Raw genomic sequence first — 22,475 nt, 5'->3', positions numbered from 1 at the left:
TACCGATGAAATCTTAAAGCGGGCAGGTGCCGCCATACTCTGCAAAATGTCCTACATCCCTTCGTGGAATGTTCGTCTCACAACCTCTTCCTGCTGTTCTCTGGAAAGCTTATTAAAGTTTACCGCATATCCGGAAACACGGATCGTCAGTGTCGGATACTTGTCCGGATGTTCCATTGCGTCAATCAATGTCTCGCGGTTGAATACGTTGACATTCAGGTGATGAGCGCCCTGTACAAAGTAACCGTCCAGGATATTTGCAAGATTTTCTTCTCTCTGGCCCTGATCTTTTCCTAAGGCCTCCGGTACAATGGAGAAGGTGTTGGAAACACCATCCTGGCATACGTCGCGGTAAGGGATCTTGGCTACGGAATTTAGAGAAGCCAGAGCGCCGCTGTTGTCCCGTCCGTGCATTGGGTTTGCACCAGGAGCAAGAGGCTCTCCTAATTTTCTTCCGTCTGGTGTGGAGCCCGTTTTCTTTCCATACATAACATTGGATGTGATGGTAAGCGCAGATAATGTATGGATGGCATTTCTATAGATCGGGTGTTTCTTTAATTCCTCAGAGAATAAAGTGACAGTGTTGACGGCCAAGTCGTCTGCCCGGTCATCGTCATTGCCGTATTTCGGGAAGTCTCCTTCAGTCTCAAAATCTACAGCCACACCGTTTTCATTGCGGACCGGTTTTACAGCGGCATATTTGATCGCTGATAAGGAGTCTGCCGCGATGGAAAGACCTGCCACGCCGTATGCTGCGATACGCTCCATATTGGTATCGTGCAGTGCGAACTGGCTCGCCTCGTAGGCATATTTGTCATGCATATAATGGATGATATTTACTGTGTCAACGTATAATTCGGCCACATAAGAAAGAACCTTTTTGTAGTTTGCCCAAACTTTTTCGTAGTCCAATACTTCATCGGTGATCGGCTCGATGCCCGGAATGACTTCAATCCCCTTTTTCTCATCGATGCCGCCGTTGATTGCATACAGCAGGGACTTGGCAAGGTTGCAGCGCGCTCCGAACAGCTGGGTCTGTTTTCCGACTTTCATAGCAGACACACAGCAGGCGATAGCATAATCATCTCCGTAAATCGGTCTCATGACATCGTCATTTTCATACTGGATAGAGTCTGTGTCAATGGAAACTTTGGAGCAGAACTTTTTGAAGTTCGCCGGAAGCTTTTCAGACCAGAGGACAGTCAGGTTCGGCTCCGGAGCTGTTCCCAAATTATAAAGAGTATGGAGATAACGGAAAGAAGTCTTTGTTACAAGCGGTTTGCTGTTGATTCCGATGCCGCCGATGGACTCTGTGATCCAGGTAGGGTCTCCTCCGAATAATTCATCGTACTCCGGTGTCCTTAAATGTCTTACAAGACGAAGCTTGATGATAAACTGGTCGATCAGTTCCTGGGCGTCTTTCTCCGTCAGAACGCCGTTTTCCAGGTCGCGCTGAATATAAATATCAAGGAAAGTGGAAGTACGTCCGAGGGATGTAGCCGCACCGTTGTTTTCTTTTACACCGGCAAGATAAGCCATATATACGGCCTGAACAGCCTCTTTGGCGTTGGATGCGGGTTTAGAGATATCCACTCCGTAGGAAGCAGCCATTTCTTTGATCGCTCCTAAAGCACGGATCTGCTCGGATACTTCCTCTCTTGCACGGATGCGGTCTTCGCTCATCGGTCCGTCTAAGGCATCCAGATCACGTTTCTTTTCTTCAACGAGATAATCAATTCCATAGAGGGCGGCACGGCGGTAGTCTCCGATTACACGTCCTCGTCCGTATGCATCCGGAAGCCCTGTCAAAAGACCGGCAGTCCTTGCAAGTCTTGTGCGCTGCGGATAAGCGTCAAAGACACCTTCGTTGTGTGTCTTGCGGTATTCATTGAAGTGACGGTCAATTTCCGGATTCAGCTTGTATCCGTACTGCTCCAGAGAAGAATGGGCCATTCTCTTTCCGCCGTATAAGTTTACGATACGTTTTAACGGAGCATCTGTCTGAAGACCGACGATGACTTCATTTTCTTTGTCGATATATCCGGGAGCGAAGTTTGTGATGCCGGAGATGATGTCAGTTTCTACATCTAAAACTCCGCCTTTTTTTGTTTCTTCGGAAAGCAGTTCTTCGCATTTGTTCCACACTTTTTCCGTTTTTTCTGAAACACCTGCCAGGAAAGAGTCATCGCCCTCATATAACGTATAATTTTTCTGTATAAAGTCCCTTACGTTGGTTTCCTTTGTCCATTTTCCATCTTTAAAGCCATTCCATTCTTTTAACATTGTTTTCCTCCGTATTGATCAAAATAGGTTTTTTGAAGTTGTTTGGTACGTTCCTTGTCCATTGCCGGAACTCCTTTGAGTGGGTAAGAAAGATTCATTACCTCATATTTGTTGGCACCGAGCAGATGATAGGGAAGAAGCTCTACCTTTTCTACGTTTGGTATGCGGTCTATGTATTCCTTTAATTCCTGCATGTGCTCTTCGCTGTCTGTAAGTCCCGGAACTACGACATGGCGAATCCATAGTTTCGTGCTGTTTTGTTCCAATGCCTTTAGAAATTCGTTGAACCGCTCCATCGGTCTTCCTGTCATAGACTCGTAAGCCAGTTCGGTTATTTCTTTGAGGTCTAAAAGTACCAGATTCGTGTAAGAGAGGATCTCATCATAATCTCCCTGTCCGAAGCCTGCGGTGTCAATGCACGTATGGATACCTTCCTGTCTGCAGAGTTTCAGGGTCTTAAGCAAAAACTCCGGCTGCATCAGCGGCTCTCCGCCCGAAAAGGTCACTCCGCCGTTCTGTTTAAAGTACGGCTTAAAGCGGGAAATCTTTTTCACCAGTGCCTCCGGAGTTATCTCTTCACCGCCCTGAAACTCCCAGGTGTCGGGGTTATGGCAGAACTTACACCGAAGGGCACAGCCCTGGAAAAAGACTACGCTGCGGATGCCCGGGCCGTCCACTAATCCCATGGATTCCATGGAATGGATGTGTCCAACAATCATAGGAACCTCCTGTAAAAATGTTGATTGGCTGCCTGGGATACGAGTATAAGCGGTTTATGGAAGGACAAAGTAGGCAAGCCCACACCTCATCTTCCCAACACCCCACTCTTTGAGGGGCTTGACAACTTTGCGTGCCAGATGCGATTTGCCAAAAGCAAATAATTTCCTTACGCATCTGTGCACAACCCGCGGAGCGTTTTTATTTCATGGGGAAGGTCGTAGAACTTTCCTGTGAAATAAAAAAAGCCGCACGTCCAGGCAGAGTGCCCAGACGGTCGGCTAAAAATTCATTGTCATACTTCCTGTGGTAAACTCCACTTGTCCGTCAGTCATATGACTTATGTCTTTAAAATACTATACCTGGCACCGGAATGTCAACCCCGGAATCGAAATATTTAATGTAAAATTTTTAGCCGGCTCCATCATAACCTGGATGCTTCTGCCTGTCTACCGGGTATCTGATAAAAGTTTTCATGTTTAAAATTCAGAAAATCCGGGCATGTTCATAGTATGAAGAAGAAATCAAACATTTGGATGTTTTTCCTTGCCGCCGCAGTGATCTTCTCTGTGGTCTGGGCAAAAGAGGAAGACGACAAAGCGGATCAGAAAATAAAACAGGGAGTCGTGCGGTTCCATATACGGGCAAATAGTAACAGCAGGAAAGACCAGGCAGAGAAACTCCTGGTCAGGGATCAGGTAGTGGCATATCTGAAGCCCTGTATGGAGCAGGCCAAAACAAAAGAAGATGCAAAGAGAATCCTTGACAGCCGGAAAAAGGATATTGCCAAAGTGGCAAAGGCCACGCTGCAAAAGAGGGGAAGGGATCTTCCGGTCAAAGTCTATCTGACCAGAGAGAAGTTTCCCGAAAAAGACTATGGCAGCTACGTATTTCCCGAGGGAACCTACGATGCACTGAGAATTGATCTCGGAAATGCCAGTGGACATAATTGGTGGTGTGTCATGTTTCCGGACCTTTGCATTACCAAAGAGAGTGAAGCGGCAAAAGACGAAAATACCAGAAAAAAACTGGAGCAGCAGGTAGGAAAAAAAGGAGTGAAAAAGCTGGAAAGGAAGAAAGAGAAGCTGCCCTGGTTTTTGAAATGGCTGGAGTAGAGAGGTAATATTTACTAAATAAACATATAAAAAGTTAACTACTTTTTTCGTTGATATTTGTTGTAAAAATAGGTATAATAAAGTTACAAAGGTTTTAAAAATTTATAACAATACATTTTATTTCCAACACGGCTGAGAGGGGCAGAAAGTGAAGGAGATGGTATGGATGAAAAAGATTTCAAAGAGGCATACGGTATGGTAGATCAATTATTTTTATAGGTCTCTGCTGCTCATAACAGCAGGGATTCTGATGCTTTTGGCCTTCCTGCTGCTCCTCCGGTAACTGCAGACGATTACATATCAAAATACAAAGAGGGAATTTTACAGGTGTATTCTGTAAACTTTCCTCTTTTATTTCATTTCATAGGAAAGTTCTATGACCTTCCCTATGAAATAAAAACGCTCCGCGGGTTGTGCACAGATGCGTAAGGAAATTATTTGCCTGCGGCAAATTGCATCTGGCACGCAAAGTTGTCAAGCCCCTCAAAGAGTGAGGGGCTGGGGAGATGAGGTGTGGGCTTGCCCACTTTGTCCTTTCTCTGTGAGAAAGCAAAAAACATAAAGAGTGCACTATCTGGGAACCATAAAAACAAATGATGAAACAGGCACAACTTTTATGCTGCCCAAAACGTCTAATTATTAAATACGGATGTAAGGAGAATCTACAAATGAAGAAAAAAATAAAAAAAGATAAACTAAAAGAAATGAAGGATTTTTACCGTTCAGTCCTGCTGATTTCACTTGGCATCACTATGATCCTGATCTTCCAGGCAATGCTCATGTAGACAGAAAATCATGGACGATTCAGCTGATGAAAAAGACACGCCGCTAAAGCGTGTCTTGCGGTATGTATGTTTGGACTGCTTAATCCTCAGGCAAAGGTTTCTTTGCAGAGATCAACAGCAGTTTTTTCAGCTTATGTACACGAAACTTTGTGAGTCCCGCTGCCTTGAACATGCCAAGAATTTCATGAGTGGACGGCCGTTTCACCTTACAGGAAGGAAGAAGCCTGTCCGCCACGTTGCCGGTGATTCTTATTACCTCCGGGAATGCAACGACACCGATGTAAAGCCTTCCGCCAGGAGTCAGGAGATCGGCCGCTTTCTGAATGAACTCCGCCTGGTCGGGGAAGTGATGGAATGCGCTGCACACAGTTATGATGCGAAATGTATTGTCCTCAAAATCCAGGTCATCGCTGCTGCCTACCTGGAAATGCAGGTCGGGATAATCTTCACTGGCCCTGCGGATCATCTCTCCGGAGATGTCGACTCCATATCCTTCAGCGTTTCTCCAGCGTGTGAGTCCGGCGAGCAACGCTCCGGTCCCGCATCCCACATCCAGAATTTTATCATTGTCGCGGACACATATCTTTTTGATCATCTCCTGTTCCAGAGAAGCCGCCATCTTACCGCTGATGGTCTTTTCATAATTTTCAGCCTTTTTATCGTAAATTTTTGCAGAACGTTCTTTTACATTTTTCATAGGTACGTCCCCTCTTTCTTCATCTTACTCTATTATTCTTTACAATGATTATATCAGATAAACGAAAACATCCGCAACAGATAAACCCAAAATGTGAGGCTGACAGAAGAAAGTACGGTTGCAGCCACCACAATACTGGAAGTCAGTACATGGTCGTTGTCCATGGCCTTCGCCATTACATAGCAGCTCACGGTAGTCGGTGAGCCGAGCATGATCAGAATTGCGATCAGCCCTTCATTCCGGAAACCGAAAAAAACAGCAAACGGAAGAAAGATGAGAGGCAGTATAAAAAGCTTGATGACTGCGGCAGCCATCGTAGGCCGGATTTTTTTCAAAGCCTTTGCGCCCTCAAAACCTGCGCCGACACAGAGCAGTGCCACCGGAGTTGCGGTGACAGAAAGTTCGTTTAAGCATTTATCGATGATCGGCGGAAAATCCACGGACAGATAGGAAAACGGAAGTCCGGCAAGAATTCCCAGAATGATAGGGTTTTTTGCGATATTAATCAGCGCGGATTTCATGCTGCCTGTGCCGGAACCCGATCCCCTGACTGTCAAAACGATGACAGAAAAGATATTATAAAGAGGTACACTGGCAACGATCATCAGCGGTCCCATAGTAGAATGCCCGTAAATATTCTCGATGAAGGCGATTCCCAGGATGGCGGCACTGCCCCGGAAAGAGGCCTGGACAAACGCCCCGGTCATGGACTTGTCCTTTAAGAAAATTTCTGCAAAGATCCAGATGCCGGAAAACATCAGAGTGGTGACGATCATGCAGAAAAAAAAGTATTTAAGATCAAAGGCCTGTTTCAGCGGTGCACCGGAAATATCCCGGAATAAAAGGGCCGGGAGGGCCGCATTAAAGACAAATTTATTGGCCGTGTTTACAAAGTTTTCGTTAAACCATCCCTTTTCCTTCAGAAACCATCCGAGAAAGATCATAAAAAAGATAGGGACAGTCGAATTTAAGCTGAAAATAAAATCATTCATAAGTATCCTCCGGGTGAGATTATAGCAAATAAAAAAGAACAATTCAAACATGCCAATTTTTCTTGCTAAATGCAAATTGAGGTGATATAGTACCCTTGGATGGTATTCCTTAGAGAAATCATACCAGTGATCGAATCTTATGAAGGACATCACCTCAAGAAGGCAGGTGATTATTCCGTATGAAAGCAGGGTTTATCGGGGCAGGCAAAGCAGGCTGTTCCCTTGGCAGGTATTTCGTACATTACGGCATCCCTCTGGCAGGGTATGCCAGCCGCAGCAAGGCTTCAGCCCAGGCGGCGGCAGACGCAGCACACACACAAAGTTTTGATTCATTTGACAAATTATTATCAATGTGTGATGTTCTTTTCATTACTGTTCCCGACGGTCGGATCAAAGACGTGTGGGAGCAGATCAGAGCTTTTCCGGTCCGGGAAAAGTTTATCTGTCACTGCAGCGGTTCCCTAAGTTCCGCTATTTTCTCTGAAATAACCGAAGCAGGGGCTTACGGCTATTCTATCCATCCAATGTTTCCATTTAACAGTAAGAAAACTTCATATGAAGATCTTTCTGAAGCCTTGTTTACCCTTGAGGGTGACAGGGAGCACAGAGATCAGATGCTCTCATTTTTAAGCGTGTTGCCCAACCCGGTCGTGGAGATCGAGGCGGAGCACAAGGTTCGCTATCATGCGGCCGCGGTCATGGCGTCCAACCAGATGGCGGCGCTGATGAACCGGGCTTTAAGGATTCTTGAAAGCTGCGGATTCAGTGAGCAGGAGGGCCTTATGGCGCTTGCTCCTCTTGTCCGGCCGAATCTTGAAAATATTCTTCGTTCGGGGCCGAAAGTAGCTTTGACAGGACCGGTGGAGCGAAATGATGCAGCTACTGTGGAAAAGAATTTAAATGCTCTTTCCGGAGAAGAGAAGGAGATCTACCTTCCTCTGTGCAGGGAGCTGATAAGGATTGCGAAAAGCAAATATCCGATGAGAAGCTATGAACATATGGAGAGAATATTGGAGGAAGAACATTGAAGAACACAGTAAGTACATTTCAGAAGATGAAAGAAAAGGGAGAGAAGATCTCCATGCTCACAGCATATGACTATTCCACGGCCAGGCTGTTTGACGAGGCCGGCATTCATTCGATCCTAGTGGGAGATTCCCTGGGGATGGTTATGCTCGGCTATGACACGACGATCCCGGTGACTGTGGAGGACATGATCCACCACGGCGCTGCGGTTGTGAGGGGAGCAAAGAATGCGCTTGTCGTAGTGGATATGCCATTTATGTCCTACCAGACGTCTGTATACGATGCAGTGGTCAATGCCGGAAGGATCATGAAAGAGACAGAAGCTACGGCAGTTAAGCTGGAAGGCGGAAAGGACGTGTGTCCGCATATCGAGGCCATTGTCAAGGCTTCCATTCCGGTCGTGGCCCACGTAGGCCTTACTCCGCAGTCCGTAAACGCCTTTGGAGGATTTAAAGTACAGGGCAAAAGCAAAGAAGCGGCGAAGAAGCTTTTGGAGGATGCCCTGGCAGTAGAAGCAGCCGGAGCATTTGCGGTCGTGCTGGAGTGCGTTCCTGCAAAACTTGCAAAGCTTATTTCTGAGAAACTCCGCATTCCGACCATCGGCATCGGCGCAGGGGCAGACTGTGACGGTCAGGTCCTCGTTTACCAGGATATGCTGAATATGTACGGGGATTTTGTACCGAAGTTTGTAAAGCAGTTCGGAAACGCAGGCCCGGTCATGAAAGAGGCAGTGCAGGAGTATGTCAGGGCAGTAGGAGACGGGACATTTCCGGAAGAACAGCATACATTTGCGATCGACGACGATATTATAGAGAAGTTGTATTAAGGAGAGGATCATGAAGATTGTCAGTACAGTAGATGATGTCAGGAAACAGATAAAAGAATGGAAGATGCAGGGGCAGAGCGTCGGATTCGTGCCGACCATGGGGTATCTCCATGAAGGGCATAAAAGTCTGGTAGATTGTGCACGAAAAGAAAACGACAGAGTCGTCGTGAGTATTTTTGTAAATCCGATGCAGTTCGGCCCGGCGGAGGATCTGGCCGATTATCCGAGAGACCTGGAACATGACGCACAGATCTGTGAGAGTGCAGGGGCAGATCTGATCTTTCATCCGGAACCGGAGGAGATGTATGCCGGCGACTTTTGCTCTTTCGTTGATATGAGCGTTTTGACGGAAGGACTCTGTGGGAAAACAAGGCCGGTGCATTTCAGGGGAGTCTGCACGGTTGTCACGAAGCTTTTCAATATTGTCACTCCGGACAGAGCCTATTTCGGACAGAAGGACGGCCAGCAGCTGGCGGTGATCAGACGCATGGTGAGAGATCTGAATATGGATATCCGGATCGTGGGCTGTCCGATCGTAAGAGAAGAAGACGGACTCGCCAAGAGTTCCAGAAATACATATCTTTCACCGGAGGAAAGAAAAGCCGCATTGATTCTGAGTCAGGCGGTGCGGCTGGGAGCAGAGCTTGCAAAGACCGAAAAGGATGCTGAGAAGGTTGTCCTGGCTATGAAGGATAAAATACAGACAGAGCCGCTGGCAAGGATTGATTATGTTGAGGCGGTGGACGCTCTGTCCATGCAGCCGGTGAAGACACTGGAAGGCGGCTGTATGCTGGCTATGGCAGTTTATATCGGAAAAACAAGACTGATCGACAATGTGTTAGTGTAAGGAGAAAGATGATGAAGCTTACGATGTTAAAAGGAAAGATCCACAGGGCCACGGTGAGACAGGCAGAACTGGACTATGTGGGAAGTATCACGGTGGACCCCGAACTTTTGGAGGCAGCAGGCATTCTGGAATATGAAAAGGTGGCCATCGTTGATATCAATAACGGCAGCAGGTTTGAGACATACACCATTGCCGGAGAGCCCGGAAGCGGCATGATCTGTTTAAACGGGGCGGCGGCCCGGTGTGTATCCCAGGGAGACAAGATCATTATAATGTGTTATGCTGAAATGACGCCGGAAGAGGCAAAAGAGCATAAACCAAAAGTAGTGTTTGTAGATGACAATAATAAGATCACCCGTCTGACCAGCTATGAAAAACATGGCCGGCTGGAGGATATGTAGGAGAAGACTATGCTGAGTGGAAAAACAATCGTCTTGGGTGTCACGGGAAGCGTGGCGGCCTATAAGATGGCTAACATGGCGAGCATGCTGATAAAAAGGGGATGCGAAGTCCATGTGATCATGACAGAAAATGCAACCAACTTCATCAATCCCATTGCATTTGAATCACTGACCAATACAAAATGTCTGGTGGAAACCTTTGACCGGAATTTTCAATTTCATGTGGCGCATGTGTCACTGGCAAAGAAAGCAGATGCCATGCTGATCGCTCCGGCTTCCGCCAATGTGATCGGAAAGATCGCAGGCGGAATTGCAGATGACATGCTGACAACCACCGTAATGGCATGCAAAAGTCCCGTCCTGATCGCGCCTGCTATGAATACAAATACGTATGAGAACCCAATCCTTCAGGACAATCTTGAGAAACTCAGAACATACGGTTATACGGTTATCGAGCCGGCCAGCGGACATCTGGCCTGCGGGGATACAGGTGCGGGGAAAATGCCCTCTGAGGAAGTCCTCATGGCTTATATTGAGCGGGCTGTGCACCGGCCGAAGGATCTTGCAGGAAATAAGGTGCTGATTACTGCTGGACCCACGAGAGAGGCGATTTGTCCTGTGCGGTATATCACCAATCACTCGACAGGGAAGATGGGCTATGCCCTGGCAAAGATGGCAATGCTCCGGGGTGCTGATGTGACCCTGGTTACCGGCCCGGTAGAGCTTGAGCCGCCGATGTTCGTTACCACAGTGCCGGTTGTAAGTGCAGCCGATATGTATGAGGCTGTGATGAGCAGAAAAAAGGAACAGGACATCATCATTAAATCGGCGGCTGTGGCAGATTATACTCCGGCCCGGGTAAGCGATGAGAAGATGAAAAAGACCGATGGGGATATGTCCATTCCTCTAGTCCGGACAAAAGATATTTTACAGGAGCTGGGCCAAACAAAAGAAGAAGGCCAGTTTATCTGCGGATTTTCTATGGAGACCCAGAACATGCTGGAGAATTCCAGAAAGAAGCTTAAGAAAAAGCAGATCGACATGATTGTAGCCAACAATCTGAAGGAGTCCGGAGCGGGATTCGGGACGGATACAAATGTGGTGACGCTGATCACCGATGACCGGGAAAAACAGCTTCCCATCATGTCCAAAGAAGATGTGGCAGATGCCATTTTAGATTTTATTAAAACTTCATAAAACTTTATTCAAATACTCTTTTTCCCACCTTCCTATGATATAATAGAAGTACCAAAAGCAGCAGGAAGGTACGGGGTCATGAAAGTAGTGAACAAAGTAAGAATTATATTTTTGCCAGCGATTATACTGCCGATTTTCTTGATGGTAGTATCAATCGCTGCTTTAAGTGTAGGGTATATCCGCACAACCAACGAAAACATATATTCCAATGGAATCGAAGGATTCGCCAATCCATTGAAAACGATGAACAATGAGACGAAGTCCTGTTTCAACGACTTGAAGAGGAGTGCCATCGAGAATCCCGCGGCCTTTGAGGATACGGATTACCTGAACAGGATCAATCAGAGGTTAAAAGAAAAAGAGTCTTATCTGATCATCAGAAAAGGAAGGACAATCGTATATCGGGGAACAAAAGAAGATCACACCGAGACGGAGAAGAAACTTCCCGGGTTTGGGAGTGAGATCAGCAGCCAGGACAGCGGAGTATTTCTCGGGAAACCGGAAAATTTTCTTGTCAAGCAGCAGGACTTTCAGTATACCGACGGAAGCAAAGGCTCTGCGTTTATTCTGACAGATTTGGAGACAGTCCTGCCTCATTATAAGAATATTATAAGCCAGGTCTTCTTTTCGATTGTGGCGATCCTGATTCTTACCAGTTTTCTGCTTTCCTGGTTTATGTACTCTGAGTTCATAAGGCCGTTAAAGAAACTCAAAGAAGGTGCAGACCGGATCAAGGAGGGCAACTTAGACGACGATGTGGAGATCAACAGCAAGGATGAGATCGGGGAACTCTGTGCTTCCTTTAATGCCATGAGGGCGGAATTAAAAGAGTCTATTGAGGCAAGAATTATCTATGAAAAACAGAACCGTGACCTGATCAGCAACATTTCTCATGACCTGAAGACGCCGATCACAGCCATCAAAGGCTATGTGGAGGGGATCATGGACGGAGTGGCAGACACGCCGGAGAAGATGGACCGGTATATTAAGACGATCTACAACAAGGCCAACGACATGGATGTGCTGATCAATGAGCTGTCCCTGTATTCCAAGATCGATTCCAACATTATTCCTTATAATTTCAGGAAGATCGATATTAACGCCTACTTTAAAGACTGTGTGGATGAGATTGGTTCAGACCTGGAGCAGAAGGGAATGATGTTCTCATACAGCAACTACTGTTCCGCAAATGTAGCGGTGATGGCTGATCCTGAACAGTTAAAGCGGGTGATGAACAACATCATTAACAATGCCTGTAAGTATACCAATAAAGCGAAGGGCAAGGTCAGCATTACATTAAAAGAGCTGGACCGCAAGATCCAGGTTGCGATTAAAGACAACGGCATCGGTATTTCCAGGGAGGATCTGCCCAATATTTTCCGCAGAACCTACCGCGCGGATATGTCCAGGAATTCTGCCGGAGGCAGCGGACTGGGACTTTCCATCTGTAAGAAGATCATTGAAGAACATGGGGGAGAGATATGGGCGGAGAGCAAGCTGCGCTCCGGCACCACAATATTTTTTACATTAAATAAAATCGCAGACACCCAGGAGGAAGAGAGTAATGAGTAGAGTTTTAATTGTAGAAGATGAACTGGCCATCGCAGAGCTTGAGAAGGATTATCTGGAGCTGAGTTCTTTTGAAGTAGAGATTGAGACGGACGGAGAGAAAGGTCTGAAACTGGGCCTTACCGAAGATTTTGATATGATTATTCTGGACATTATGCTTCCGGGTGTGGATGGTTTCGAGATCTGCAAGCAGATCCGGGAGAAGAAAGATATTCCGATCCTGATGGTATCCGCCAAGAAGGAGGATATCGATAAGATCCGCGGACTGGGTCTGGGAGCAGATGATTATATCACAAAGCCGTTCAGTCCGAGCGAACTGGTTGCCAGAGTAAAGGCTCATCTAGAGAGATACCGCCGTCTGGTATCCAGCAACACCCAGGAAAATGATGTGGTGGAGATCCGCGGACTCAAAATTGATAAAACCGCAAGAAGAGTCTATCTGAACGGAGAAGAAAAGGCATTTACGACGAAAGAGTTTGACCTTTTAACTTTTCTTGCCAGCCATCCAAACAGGGTATTTACAAAAGAGGAATTATTTAATAAAATTTGGGATATGGAATCTCTCGGAGACATTGCCACGGTCACCGTCCATATTAAAAAGATTCGGGAGAAGATTGAACTTAACACTGCAAAGCCGCAGTATATCGAGACCATATGGGGTGTCGGATACCGGTTTAAGATGTAGGAGCAGTCATGAGAAGAAAAAGAGAAGTAAAGATACTTTACAAAGATCAGGATATTGCCGTCTGTGAAAAGCCGGCGGGGATGCCCACGGCCGATGACAAGAGCGGAGATATGGATGTATTTCACAGTCTTAAAAACCAGCTCTTTTTTGAGGAGAACCTTGACAGGGAACCGGAGCTCTATGTGATCCACCGGCTTGACCGTCCCGTGGGAGGCGTCATGTTGTTTGCCAGGACGAAGGAGGCGGCGGCAGAGCTGAGCCGCCAGATCAGGGAACATATATTTGAGAAGGATTATCAGGCCATTATAAACGGCTGGCTTCCTGAAGAGGACGGGGTATTTACGGATTATCTGTTGAAAGACGATAAGAAAAATACGTCCTGCACCGTGCCGGGGGAAACGCAGGGAGCAAAGAAAGCGGAGCTGTCTTACGAGGTTCTGGATATGGTGGAGACAGGGGAAGGGAAACTTACCTACTGCCTGATTCATCTCATGACCGGGAGACACCACCAGATCCGGGTCCAGTTTGCCGCCAGAGGCTTTGGACTTTACGGTGACACTAAATACAATAAGAAATTCCAAAAGACGAAGAAACAATACGAAGAGATAGGACTCTATGCTACCAGGATCAGTTTTCGGCATCCGGTGACCGGGGAGGCATGTACCTTTAAGGCGGAGCCGAAAGGGAAGGCATTTCTTATGCTGGAAGAGCTGGATGCCTGGTAGAGACACGAAAAGAGGGAAGGCGAAATGAAATTCAGGCCGTGCATTGATATTCATAACGGAAAGATTAAGCAGATTGTGGGAGGCAGCCTGTTAGACAAGGGAGACCATGCAGAAGAAAATTTTGTTTCCGTACATGACGGAAGTTTTTATGGTAAACTATACAGAAAGCACCGTTTATCCGGAGGACATATCATTATCCTGAACCCTAAAAGCTCAGAGTATTATGATGCGGATGTACGGGAAGCATTGGCGGCACTGCGTGAATTTCCGGGAGGACTTCAGGTTGGAGGCGGCATCACTGACGAGAACGCTTCCTTTTTTATTAAACAGGGGGCATCCCATGTGATCGTCACTTCCTATGTATTTTCCGGAGGATTGATCCGGCTTGAGCGCCTGAGACAGCTTTCGAATATCGTCGGGCGGGAGCATCTGGTGCTGGATTTCAGCTGCAGGAAGAAGGGCGGAGAGTATTATATCGTCACAGACCGCTGGCAGAAGTTTACAGATGTTATTCTTACAAAAGAACGCTTAGAGGAGATGGAAGAATACTGCTCGGAATTTCTCGTTCATGGGGTCGATGTGGAGGGAAAGGGACAGGGCATTGACGAGGAACTGGTCTGGATTCTCGGAAGCTACATGGGAAACCCTGTAACATACGCGGGAGGCATAAAGGACTTTGCCGACCTTGAACTGATCAAAAGAGAAGGAAGAAACAGAGTGGATGTGACCGTCGGCAGCGCTCTGGATTTATTCGGCGGGCCTATGGAATTTGAGAGAGTCCTTGGTTATTGTGATTGATATTGGAGGAATATATATGAAACTATGGTATGAAGCCAGCAATTTTACTATACAGCCCCATTGGGTGATTCCGTTTGCAATTCTCGGAGTGATCGGGCTGATCCTTATTTTTGCGTCTAAGAAATCCTTTTTTAAGCTGCTTGGTGGAGTCTGCCTTGTGATCTGTGCCGTGGCGGCTCTGAGATTCTGCTATGGGTATGTAAGGATCATCCACGCATATAAACAGGGGAACTACAAAACAATCGAAGGCTACGTAGAGAATTTTATTCCGGCGTCCAAGGGCGGGGAGACAAATGAAGATACGGAGCAGGAGAGCTTCGACATCAAAGGGTTACATTTTTCTTACGGAGACCGCTTTATTAAGAAATTCGGGTATCATCTGCCTTCTACTCAGGGAGGATACATTAAGAAAGATGGACAGTATTTAAGACTCGGCTACATTGACACCGAAGACCAGGGATATGTCATTGTCAGGATTGAAGAGCGCAGAGCAAAAAAATAGGTGAACAGGAAAGCTGTACTATCCTTTTTGGGTGGCACAGCTTTTATGTTATGAGGGTTATTTAGCCGGGAACAGCAAAAAGCTGCATCAGAGTGGTTTCTGCCGGGCAAGCTTCTGCAGGTCGGCGAAGCGTCTATCCATACCGGGGGAGCCTCCTGTGTAACAGAGTATGACTCTTTCAACGGACTGTTGACCATGGAGGAAATGGAACAAAAGATAGACAAAGAATGGAAAAAGCTCTGCATGAAATAACAAAAACGACCGGTCATATTTGATCGGCCGCTTTTGCGGGTATATGTCATATTTTTAATTCTTATGTTTCAATTCTTCCTATTTCCTGCCTGAAACATTACGGGATGCTTCGATCGTTTTCTTCTTAAACTTCTTGAAGAATCCTTTGGGCTCCTGCGGCGGTGCAACGTTGCGCAGATTGTGGATTTCGGTAATATATATGCCGCTGACTTTGGCTTTGATCTCGGTTTTGACAGGCACTTGATCGTAGATCAGTTCATCACATAACAATGGAGTGATCTTCGGCCCGATCTTTACTTTTACCACAGGTACTTTGGCAATCTTGCCGCGCTTTGGAATCTGGTCGATGACCATCTTCGGAAAACCTGCCTCTGTCATCTTCATCTTCTTTTTATCAATGACCAGCATTGAATACATCTGAGCTGCACTCTCCAGCTGTGCCCGCTGGGCTTCCTGCTTCTTCTGAAGTTTGTTTCCTACAAAATACAGAATGGCAAGAACAGCAATAATGACGACAGCAATAATCAATAAAACCATCCATACTTGCATTTCTTTCTTCCTCCTGGCTTTTCACATCTTAAACTTCATGCCCTCGTACGGCATGCCTAAAAAACATTATATCATCTTTTCAGGCCATTGTCTTATGTTTTTTTCTCATTTCGATAATTTCTTCACGAACTGTCGCCCCCAGATGTTTCTGGGCCTGGCGGTCCAGCTGGTCTGGATAGATCGGCCGGCCGAATGTGATATGGACCTCTGCAGGCTTCACAGTGTATTTTTTGTTGTTCTCCAGAATATCCGGCGTACCGGAGATTGCCATGGGAATTACCGGCACCTTTGATTTCAAAGCGGGTCTTAGGCTGCCTTCTTTAAATGTGTGTGGATCTTCATCCTGGCTTCTTGTGCCTTCCGGGAAAATGACCATGGAAAATCCGTCCTTCAGATACTGGGTGCCTTTGTTGATCGTCTTCATACCTTCTTTGATATTTTTTCTGTCCAGAAACAGGCAGTTGATGAATGTCATCCAGTGGCTGAGGCAAGGAATCTTACCCATCTCTTTTTTCGCGAAAAATCCGGCGCCGTGGGGAGTTGCCACGTAGCTGCACAGGATATCGTAATAACTGCTGTGATTCCCTACATAGAGGACCGCGGTATCCTCGGGTATATTCTCGCGTCCTTCTACGATGACTTTAGTGCCTGCAAACCGAAGGCAGATCTTAAATGCATTCATGACCATAGACTGGGCTTTCTTTGCCCTGCGTTGTTCCTGCCCGGTTTTATTCCAATGGTTAAACAGCGGGTACATCGGAAAAGTGAGAGTCAGGAAGAAAAAAAGATATATGATATCAGCAAAAAAACGAATCATAGAGATTCTCCTTTCAATATTCTTTATTTTACGGCTTTTGAGAGAGCAGCTGATTTTTTAAATCATACAGAGGTTTAGAGAGATCCACATAGACATTCTGCGGATTGACTAAACGCCGAGTCTCGTCCCACAGAGTGTTGAGCTCTCCGGTACAGTAATCTCTGATCTCCATAGCCGAAGGATTTTCGTAGACACACTGTCCTTTCAGGAACACGGGAACCAGGAGTTCTCTGAGTGTATAGGTTCCACCTATGATCGTAGATTTTTTCCAGGTAGCGATCGGGTCAAAAATGACCAGGTCCTCTTTGCTGGAATAAGCTTCATCTGTCAGGCAGATCAAATCCGCACGGATCTTGCCTGTGGTCTTGTCATAAATCCGATAAACAGTTTTATTTCCCGGGTTTGTAACCTTGGCAGGATTTTCCGAGATCTTGATCTTTGCCGTAAAGTCTTTTTCACCCTGATGCTTTGCAGCCGCAAGCTTATATACACCACCGAACGCAGGACAGTCTGAGGAGGTAATAAGCTTGGTGCCGACTCCCCAGGAGGTGATCGGAGCACCCTGGAGTTTTAAACTCTGTATGAGGTTCTCGTCCAGATCGCTGGAGGCGGATATAATAGCCTCGGGAAATCCTGCTTCGTCCAGCATGGCCCTCGCTTTTTTAGAAAGATAGGCAAGATCTCCGCTGTCTAAGCGGATACCGATTTTGCGGGGATGTATGCCCTCTTCCCGCAACTCTTTAAAAACCCGGATGGCGTTGGGGACACCGGATTTTAATGTGTCATATGTGTCTACCAGAAGCATGCATGCATCCGGATACAGAGCGGCATAGGTTTTAAATGCCGTATATTCGTCCGGAAAACTCATGATCCAGCTGTGGGCATGGGTGCCCAGCACCGGAAGGTCAAACATCTTCCCGGCAAGTACATTGGAGGTGCCGTCACATCCGCCGATCACTGCGGCTCTGGCTCCGTATGTCCCGGCATCGGCACCCTGGGCCCGTCTCAGCCCGAATTCCATAACACCGCTTCCGCCTGCTGCATAGACGACGCGGGAGGCTTTCGTGGCAATCAGGCTCTGGTGATTGATGATATTTAATATGGCAGTCTCAATCAGCTGGGCTTCCATCATAGGAGCGATCACCTTTAAGAGCGGCTCCATCGGAAAAACAACAGTGCCTTCCGGAATGGCATAAATATCACCGGTAAAATGGTATCCTGCAAGGTATTCCAGGAAATCTTCATCAAATATGTCAAGGCTTCGCAAGTAGTCAATATCTTCATATGAGAAAGACAGGTTTTTGATATAATCAATAACCAGCTCAAGTCCGCAGGCAATGGCATAGCCGCTGCCGGAAGGATTGTCCCGGTAAAAGACGTCAAAAATCACGGTCTCGTCATTGCCGGACTTGTAATATCCCTGCATCATGGTCAGTTCATAAAGGTCCGTAAGCAATGTAAAATTTCGAGTCATCATCCTCCGATATCTCCTTTGTGTAGTTAGATTTTGATTTATCGTCATTTTTATATATTATATCATAAAATGTAAACTAAAAATCATGAGTTTTTACCGCAGTTTCCGTCGTGGGATGAATTTTAAAGTTCCGTTTCCAGAATATTCAGGAGCTGCTCTCCGACGGATTCTTCATTTGGTCCCTCAACCGTGACAGATATCTCATCCCCGCATCCGGCTCCCAGGGCCATGAGATCAATGGGATTTTCGGCAGCAGCCTCAATACCTCTGCAGGAAAGCACGATAGAGCAGCCGGTATTTCTGGCTAAAGCAATGATAGAGACGCAAGGACGGGCATGGAGTCCGTTCGGTGCCTCAATTTTATAAGAAAGTGTTTTCATGAGATAAAACCTCCAAATGTTACCTGATTTATTTTGGTATTTTGATATAATCTTATTACTATCTATGGTAACATATTGTGAAAGAAAAAATCCATAAATTTGTTTGGAGAAAAAGATTTTTATGTCATTTATTAAGATTTCATTATGCAGAAGAAGACGAGGCCGGTGTTGTTTTATTGTGACTGCAGGTAGGAAGATCCGTTCCATGATTTTACAGATGCAGACCTGCGGTTTTTGTTGTCGGGAACAGAAATTCATGAAGGTGGTTGACATTTATAAATGCCTATACTAAAATAAACACAAATAAACATTTTCAAAGAGCGTTGACAGAGACAGTACTTATGCTGTAAAAGCAGAGAGCGAGTCAGGGGCGGTGGGAGCCTGATGCAAGTAGCACATAAGGAATATCACTCTTGAGCTGCAAGCTGAATAAAGTAAGCTGTGCCGGCATCCTCCGTTATCAGGATAACATATGTCAGTATGTGAAATAGGTGGTATAGAAGCAGCAAGTGTTGTCCTATTTTAGGGCAGCACTTTTTTATTTCATAGCTTATTAATAAAAAAGGAGAAATAGACGATGTACAAGAAAGTATCTTCCGACTTGAATTTTGTTGACCGCGAAAAACAGACAGTAGGGTTCTGGAAAGAACACAAGATTTTTGAAAAGAGTATCGAAGAGAGAAAAGGGGATGACACCTATACTTTTTATGACGGGCCTCCGACAGCAAACGGCAAACCGCATGTCGGCCATGTCCTGTCACGTGTCATCAAGGATATGATCCCGCGCTATCAGACGATGAAAGGACACAAGATCATCCGTAAGGCAGGGTGGGACACCCATGGTCTTCCGGTAGAACTTGAAGTGGAAAAGAAGCTTGGACTGGACGGAAAAGAACAGATCGAAGAATACGGACTGGCTCCTTTCATCAAAGAATGTAAAGAAAGTGTCTGGAAGTATAAAGGCATGTGGGAAGATTTTTCAGGTGTGGTAGGCTTCTGGGCAGATATGGACGATCCATATGTAACTTATCACAACGACTATATCGAATCAGTCTGGTGGGCATTAAAACAGATCTGGGACAAAGGTCTTCTTTATAAAGGATATAAGATCGTTCCTTACTGTCCGCGCTGCGGAACCCCGCTTTCCTCTCATGAGGTTGCCCAGGGGTATAAAGATGTAAAAGAAAAATCAGCTATCGCAAGATTCAAAGTAAAGGGAGAAGACGCCTATATTCTGGCCTGGACCACAACCCCATGGACCCTTCCGTCAAACGTAGCACTCTGTGTGAATCCGAATGAGACTTATGTCAAAGTGGAAAATGACGGATATACTTATTATCTGGCAGAAGCGCTCTGTGACAGTGTTCTCGAAGGCGAATACAAGGTGCTTAAGACATACAAAGGAACAGACCTGGAATACAAGGAGTACGAGCCGCTGTTCTCGTTTGTGACACCGAAAGAGAAAGCATATTACGTAACCTGCGACACCTATGTAACGCTGACAGACGGTACGGGAGTGGTACACATCGCCCCTGCATTCGGTGAGGACGATGCTCAGGTCGGCAGAAAGTACGGACTGCCGTTCGTACAGCTGGTGGATGAAAAAGGTGAGATGACAAAAGAGACACCTTGGGCAGGAACGTTTTGTAAAGAAGCGGATAAACTGATCCTTAAAGAACTGGAAGAAAAAGGGCTCTTATTTGCGGCACTTGACTTTGAGCACAGTTATCCTCACTGCTGGAGATGTGATACTCCGCTGATCTACTATGCGAGAGAATCCTGGTTTATTAAGATGACGGATGTAAAAGACCAGCTGATCAAGAACAATAACACCGTCAATTGGATTCCGGAAAACATCGGTAAAGGACGTTTCGGGGACTGGCTGGAAAATGTCCAGGACTGGGGTATTTCCAGAAACCGTTACTGGGGAACTCCGCTGAATGTCTGGGAATGTGAATGCGGACATCAGCACGCCATCGGTTCTATTGAAGAGTTAAAGAGCATGTCTGACAACTGTCCGGATGACATCGAACTGCACCGCCCATATATTGACGATGTGACCGTGAAGTGTCCGGAGTGCGGAAAAGAGATGCACCGGGTGGAAGAAGTCATCGACTGTTGGTTTGACTCAGGCTCCATGCCGTTTGCCCAGTGGCATTATCCGTTTGAAAATAAAGAAATCTTCGAGGAGAATTTCCCGGCGGACTTTATCTCGGAAGCAGTGGACCAGACAAGAGGATGGTTCTATTCTCTCCTGGCGATCTCTACATTGCTGTTTGACAAGGCTCCATATAAAAATGTCATTGTATTAGGCCATGTCCTGGATGAAAACGGACAGAAGATGTCCAAGTCCAAAGGAAATGCAGTCGATCCTATGGAGGCACTGGCAGAGCACGGGGCAGATGCCATCCGCTGGTATTTCTATACAAACAGCGCCCCATGGCTTTCAAACCGATTCCATGGAAAAGCTGTTACTGAGGGTCAGAGAAAGTTCATGGGAACACTGTGGAATACCTATGCATTCTATGTGTTATATGCAGAGATCGATCAGTTTGATCCTACAAAATACAGTCTGGATCATGACAAACTGCCGGTCATGGACCGCTGGCTTTTATCCAAGCTGAATTCTCTGGTGAGGACTGTAGATGAGAATCTGGGCGCTTACAGGATTCCGGAAGCAGCAAGGGCTCTTCAGGAATTTGTCGATGAGATGAGCAACTGGTATGTAAGACGATGCCGTGAGAGATTCTGGGCAAAGGGAATGGAGCAGGATAAGATTAATGCATATATGACCCTTTACACTGCTTTGACGACTGTCTGCAAGGCAGCGGCTCCGATGATTCCGTTCATGACGGAAGAGATTTATCAGAATCTCGTAAAGAGTGTGGATCAGGAGGCTCCTGAGAGCATCCACCTGTGTGATTTCCCGGCTGTGGACGAAAGTCTTTGTGATAAAGAGCTGGAAGAAAATATGGACGCTGTACTGAAGATTGTAGTTCTCGGACGTGCGTGCAGAAACAGTGCAAGCATTAAGAACCGCCAGCCGATCGGACAGATGTATGTAAAAGCACCTTCAGAGCTGCCGGAATTTTATCAGGATATTATCCGCGAAGAATTAAATGTAAAAGCCATTGAATTTACGGATGATGTTTCAAACTTCACCACTTATAATTTTAAACCGCAGTTAAAGACGGTTGGACCGAAATACGGAAAACTCTTAAACGGTATCCGCAAGCATCTGACAGAGCTGGACGGAAATAAGGCCAAAGCAGAGCTGGATTCCAAGGGAATGCTTGAGTTTACTGTTGATGGTATGCCGGTGGAACTTTCCGAAGAAGATCTCTTGATAGAAATGGTGAAGCAGGAAGGCTTTGTGACAGAGGCGGACAGTGAATTTACTGTTGTGCTGGATACGAATTTGACAGAAGAACTTCTCGAAGAAGGATTTGTCCGCGAAATCATCAGCAAAGTCCAGTCTATGAGAAAAGAGGCGGGATTTGAAGTGATGGATAAGATCACGATCTTTTATGAAGCAAATGAAAAAGTCAACGAGCTGATCTCAAAAAATGAAAGTACTGTCATGAACGATGTGCTGGCTACGGGGATTGTGTCAGGAGAGGCAGCAGGCTTCACCAAGGAGTGGAATATCAACGGAGAAAAAGTAACTCTTGGGGTGAAAAAGAACGAAGAATAAAAACCATCAGATAAAGATGAAAAAGAGATGGGCGGGATATCATCAGCAGATGGGTATCCCGCCCATCTTTTATAATATAGAATCCTGAGACTGTGAATATTTATTTCTATTTATATACAATTATGATTGACTATGTAAAATAGT

Annotated in this window: 20 protein-coding genes and 1 riboswitch; of the genes, 12 read left to right on the top strand and 8 right to left on the bottom strand. The window is 46.1% G+C overall.

What is annotated here, in order from left to right; all coding sequences use genetic code 11:
* Positions 1–51: 51 nt before the first annotated feature.
* Together pflB and pflA are read right to left on the bottom strand one after the other, a co-directional pair.
* Positions 52–2,283 (bottom strand): formate C-acetyltransferase, encoded by a 2,232-nt coding sequence (pflB, locus tag P8F77_RS17025; protein ID WP_024729272.1) that lies wholly within the window; start codon positions 2,281–2,283, stop codon positions 52–54.
* Complete coding sequence (gene pflA, locus P8F77_RS17020; RefSeq protein WP_024729273.1) at positions 2,277–3,002, bottom strand: pyruvate formate-lyase-activating protein; 726 nt, start codon at positions 3,000–3,002, stop codon at positions 2,277–2,279. The genes pflB and pflA overlap by 7 nt, the downstream gene beginning before the upstream one ends.
* A 258-nt stretch (positions 3,003–3,260) precedes the next feature.
* A riboswitch (ZMP/ZTP riboswitch) is annotated at positions 3,261–3,345 on the bottom strand.
* 167 nt (positions 3,346–3,512) lie between these two features.
* Here pflA and spoIIR point away from each other — a divergent pair.
* Positions 3,513–4,115: a stage II sporulation protein R gene (spoIIR, locus tag P8F77_RS17015; protein ID WP_024729274.1), complete on the top strand. Its 603-nt coding sequence runs from the start codon at positions 3,513–3,515 to the stop codon at positions 4,113–4,115.
* 864 nt (positions 4,116–4,979) lie between these two features.
* Here the strand turns inward: spoIIR and P8F77_RS17010 are convergent.
* The gene (locus P8F77_RS17010) at positions 4,980–5,597 is read right to left on the bottom strand and encodes a class I SAM-dependent methyltransferase (protein WP_024729275.1); all 618 of its coding nucleotides are present in this window, start codon (positions 5,595–5,597) and stop codon (positions 4,980–4,982) included.
* Positions 5,598–5,650: 53 nt separating this feature from the next.
* Positions 5,651–6,589, bottom strand: a complete 939-nt coding sequence (locus P8F77_RS17005; RefSeq protein ID WP_024729276.1) for an AEC family transporter — start codon at positions 6,587–6,589, stop codon at positions 5,651–5,653.
* Between the two features lie 179 nt (positions 6,590–6,768).
* On the opposite strand from P8F77_RS17005, the gene P8F77_RS17000 reads away from it, so the two are divergent.
* The 10 genes from P8F77_RS17000 (at position 6,769) to P8F77_RS16955 (ending at position 15,165) form a co-directional block, all read left to right on the top strand.
* Entirely contained in the window at positions 6,769–7,617 is an 849-nt protein-coding gene (locus P8F77_RS17000) for a DUF2520 domain-containing protein (protein WP_024729277.1), read from the top strand.
* Positions 7,614–8,441, top strand: a complete 828-nt coding sequence (gene panB, locus P8F77_RS16995; RefSeq protein WP_024729278.1) for a 3-methyl-2-oxobutanoate hydroxymethyltransferase — start codon at positions 7,614–7,616, stop codon at positions 8,439–8,441. The genes P8F77_RS17000 and panB overlap by 4 nt, the downstream gene beginning before the upstream one ends.
* 10 nt (positions 8,442–8,451) lie before the next feature.
* Positions 8,452–9,288: a pantoate--beta-alanine ligase gene (gene panC / locus P8F77_RS16990; RefSeq protein ID WP_024729279.1), complete on the top strand. Its 837-nt coding sequence runs from the start codon at positions 8,452–8,454 to the stop codon at positions 9,286–9,288.
* Between the two features lie 11 nt (positions 9,289–9,299).
* Positions 9,300–9,689, top strand: a complete 390-nt coding sequence (gene panD / locus P8F77_RS16985; protein ID WP_024729280.1) for an aspartate 1-decarboxylase — start codon at positions 9,300–9,302, stop codon at positions 9,687–9,689.
* Between the two features lie 9 nt (positions 9,690–9,698).
* Positions 9,699–10,886, top strand: coding sequence for a bifunctional phosphopantothenoylcysteine decarboxylase/phosphopantothenate--cysteine ligase CoaBC (gene coaBC, locus P8F77_RS16980; RefSeq protein WP_347256206.1), 1,188 nt, complete (start codon positions 9,699–9,701; stop codon positions 10,884–10,886).
* A 78-nt stretch (positions 10,887–10,964) separates the two neighbouring features.
* A complete protein-coding gene (locus tag P8F77_RS16975) occupies positions 10,965–12,458 on the top strand; it encodes a HAMP domain-containing sensor histidine kinase (RefSeq protein ID WP_287519071.1) in 1,494 nt (497 codons plus the stop codon).
* Positions 12,451–13,140: a response regulator transcription factor gene (locus P8F77_RS16970; RefSeq protein WP_006568425.1), complete on the top strand. Its 690-nt coding sequence runs from the start codon at positions 12,451–12,453 to the stop codon at positions 13,138–13,140. Before P8F77_RS16975 ends, P8F77_RS16970 begins: the two co-directional genes overlap by 8 nt.
* An 8-nt stretch (positions 13,141–13,148) precedes the next feature.
* The gene (locus tag P8F77_RS16965; protein WP_024729283.1) at positions 13,149–13,865 is read left to right on the top strand and encodes an RluA family pseudouridine synthase; all 717 of its coding nucleotides are present in this window, start codon (positions 13,149–13,151) and stop codon (positions 13,863–13,865) included.
* Positions 13,866–13,889: 24 nt separating this feature from the next.
* Entirely contained in the window at positions 13,890–14,663 is a 774-nt protein-coding gene (hisA, locus tag P8F77_RS16960; RefSeq protein WP_287519081.1) for a phosphoribosylformimino-5-aminoimidazole carboxamide ribotide isomerase, read from the top strand.
* A 16-nt stretch (positions 14,664–14,679) separates the two neighbouring features.
* Complete coding sequence (locus P8F77_RS16955; protein ID WP_287519083.1) at positions 14,680–15,165, top strand: hypothetical protein; 486 nt, start codon at positions 14,680–14,682, stop codon at positions 15,163–15,165.
* A gap of 330 nt (positions 15,166–15,495) precedes the next feature.
* On the opposite strand, the gene P8F77_RS16950 is transcribed toward P8F77_RS16955, so the two are convergent.
* The 4 genes from P8F77_RS16950 to P8F77_RS16935 form a co-directional block, all read right to left on the bottom strand.
* A complete protein-coding gene (locus P8F77_RS16950; protein ID WP_024729287.1) occupies positions 15,496–15,966 on the bottom strand; it encodes a hypothetical protein in 471 nt (156 codons plus the stop codon).
* A gap of 79 nt (positions 15,967–16,045) precedes the next feature.
* The gene (locus P8F77_RS16945; RefSeq protein ID WP_024729288.1) at positions 16,046–16,783 is read right to left on the bottom strand and encodes a lysophospholipid acyltransferase family protein; all 738 of its coding nucleotides are present in this window, start codon (positions 16,781–16,783) and stop codon (positions 16,046–16,048) included.
* Between the two features lie 28 nt (positions 16,784–16,811).
* A complete protein-coding gene (locus P8F77_RS16940; protein WP_024729289.1) occupies positions 16,812–18,260 on the bottom strand; it encodes a nicotinate phosphoribosyltransferase in 1,449 nt (482 codons plus the stop codon).
* Between the two features lie 119 nt (positions 18,261–18,379).
* On the bottom strand, positions 18,380–18,637 hold the full coding sequence (locus P8F77_RS16935) for an HPr family phosphocarrier protein (RefSeq protein WP_024729290.1): 258 nt from the start codon (positions 18,635–18,637) through the stop codon (positions 18,380–18,382).
* A 577-nt stretch (positions 18,638–19,214) separates the two neighbouring features.
* On the opposite strand from P8F77_RS16935, the gene ileS reads away from it, so the two are divergent.
* The gene (gene ileS, locus P8F77_RS16930; RefSeq protein WP_270430733.1) at positions 19,215–22,331 is read left to right on the top strand and encodes an isoleucine--tRNA ligase; all 3,117 of its coding nucleotides are present in this window, start codon (positions 19,215–19,217) and stop codon (positions 22,329–22,331) included.
* The last annotated feature ends 144 nt before the right edge of the window (positions 22,332–22,475 follow it).

Source organism: Anaerostipes sp. PC18 (genome assembly GCF_039789045.1).
GTDB lineage: Bacteria > Bacillota > Clostridia > Lachnospirales > Lachnospiraceae > Anaerostipes > Anaerostipes hominis.
The sequence above is the reverse complement of the archived record's forward strand: the minus strand, read 5'-3'. Positions and strand labels throughout refer to the sequence as shown.

What these genes read in the sequence shown, in the direction of transcription:
- pflB (WP_024729272.1), bottom strand. Translation starts at nt 2,283, where the DNA reads ATGTTAAAAGAATGGAATGGCTTTAAAGATGGAAAATGGACAAAGGAA.
- pflA (WP_024729273.1), bottom strand. Translation starts at nt 3,002, where the DNA reads ATGATTGTTGGACACATCCATTCCATGGAATCCATGGGATTAGTGGAC.
- spoIIR (WP_024729274.1), top strand. Translation starts at nt 3,513, where the DNA reads ATGAAGAAGAAATCAAACATTTGGATGTTTTTCCTTGCCGCCGCAGTG.
- P8F77_RS17010 (WP_024729275.1), bottom strand. Translation starts at nt 5,597, where the DNA reads ATGAAAAATGTAAAAGAACGTTCTGCAAAAATTTACGATAAAAAGGCT.
- P8F77_RS17005 (WP_024729276.1), bottom strand. Translation starts at nt 6,589, where the DNA reads ATGAATGATTTTATTTTCAGCTTAAATTCGACTGTCCCTATCTTTTTT.
- P8F77_RS17000 (WP_024729277.1), top strand. Translation starts at nt 6,769, where the DNA reads ATGAAAGCAGGGTTTATCGGGGCAGGCAAAGCAGGCTGTTCCCTTGGC.
- panC (WP_024729279.1), top strand. Translation starts at nt 8,452, where the DNA reads ATGAAGATTGTCAGTACAGTAGATGATGTCAGGAAACAGATAAAAGAA.
- panD (WP_024729280.1), top strand. Translation starts at nt 9,300, where the DNA reads ATGAAGCTTACGATGTTAAAAGGAAAGATCCACAGGGCCACGGTGAGA.
- coaBC (WP_347256206.1), top strand. Translation starts at nt 9,699, where the DNA reads ATGCTGAGTGGAAAAACAATCGTCTTGGGTGTCACGGGAAGCGTGGCG.
- P8F77_RS16975 (WP_287519071.1), top strand. Translation starts at nt 10,965, where the DNA reads ATGAAAGTAGTGAACAAAGTAAGAATTATATTTTTGCCAGCGATTATA.
- P8F77_RS16970 (WP_006568425.1), top strand. Translation starts at nt 12,451, where the DNA reads ATGAGTAGAGTTTTAATTGTAGAAGATGAACTGGCCATCGCAGAGCTT.
- P8F77_RS16965 (WP_024729283.1), top strand. Translation starts at nt 13,149, where the DNA reads ATGAGAAGAAAAAGAGAAGTAAAGATACTTTACAAAGATCAGGATATT.
- hisA (WP_287519081.1), top strand. Translation starts at nt 13,890, where the DNA reads ATGAAATTCAGGCCGTGCATTGATATTCATAACGGAAAGATTAAGCAG.
- P8F77_RS16955 (WP_287519083.1), top strand. Translation starts at nt 14,680, where the DNA reads ATGAAACTATGGTATGAAGCCAGCAATTTTACTATACAGCCCCATTGG.
- P8F77_RS16950 (WP_024729287.1), bottom strand. Translation starts at nt 15,966, where the DNA reads ATGCAAGTATGGATGGTTTTATTGATTATTGCTGTCGTCATTATTGCT.
- P8F77_RS16945 (WP_024729288.1), bottom strand. Translation starts at nt 16,783, where the DNA reads ATGATTCGTTTTTTTGCTGATATCATATATCTTTTTTTCTTCCTGACT.
- P8F77_RS16940 (WP_024729289.1), bottom strand. Translation starts at nt 18,260, where the DNA reads ATGATGACTCGAAATTTTACATTGCTTACGGACCTTTATGAACTGACC.
- P8F77_RS16935 (WP_024729290.1), bottom strand. Translation starts at nt 18,637, where the DNA reads ATGAAAACACTTTCTTATAAAATTGAGGCACCGAACGGACTCCATGCC.
- ileS (WP_270430733.1), top strand. Translation starts at nt 19,215, where the DNA reads ATGTACAAGAAAGTATCTTCCGACTTGAATTTTGTTGACCGCGAAAAA.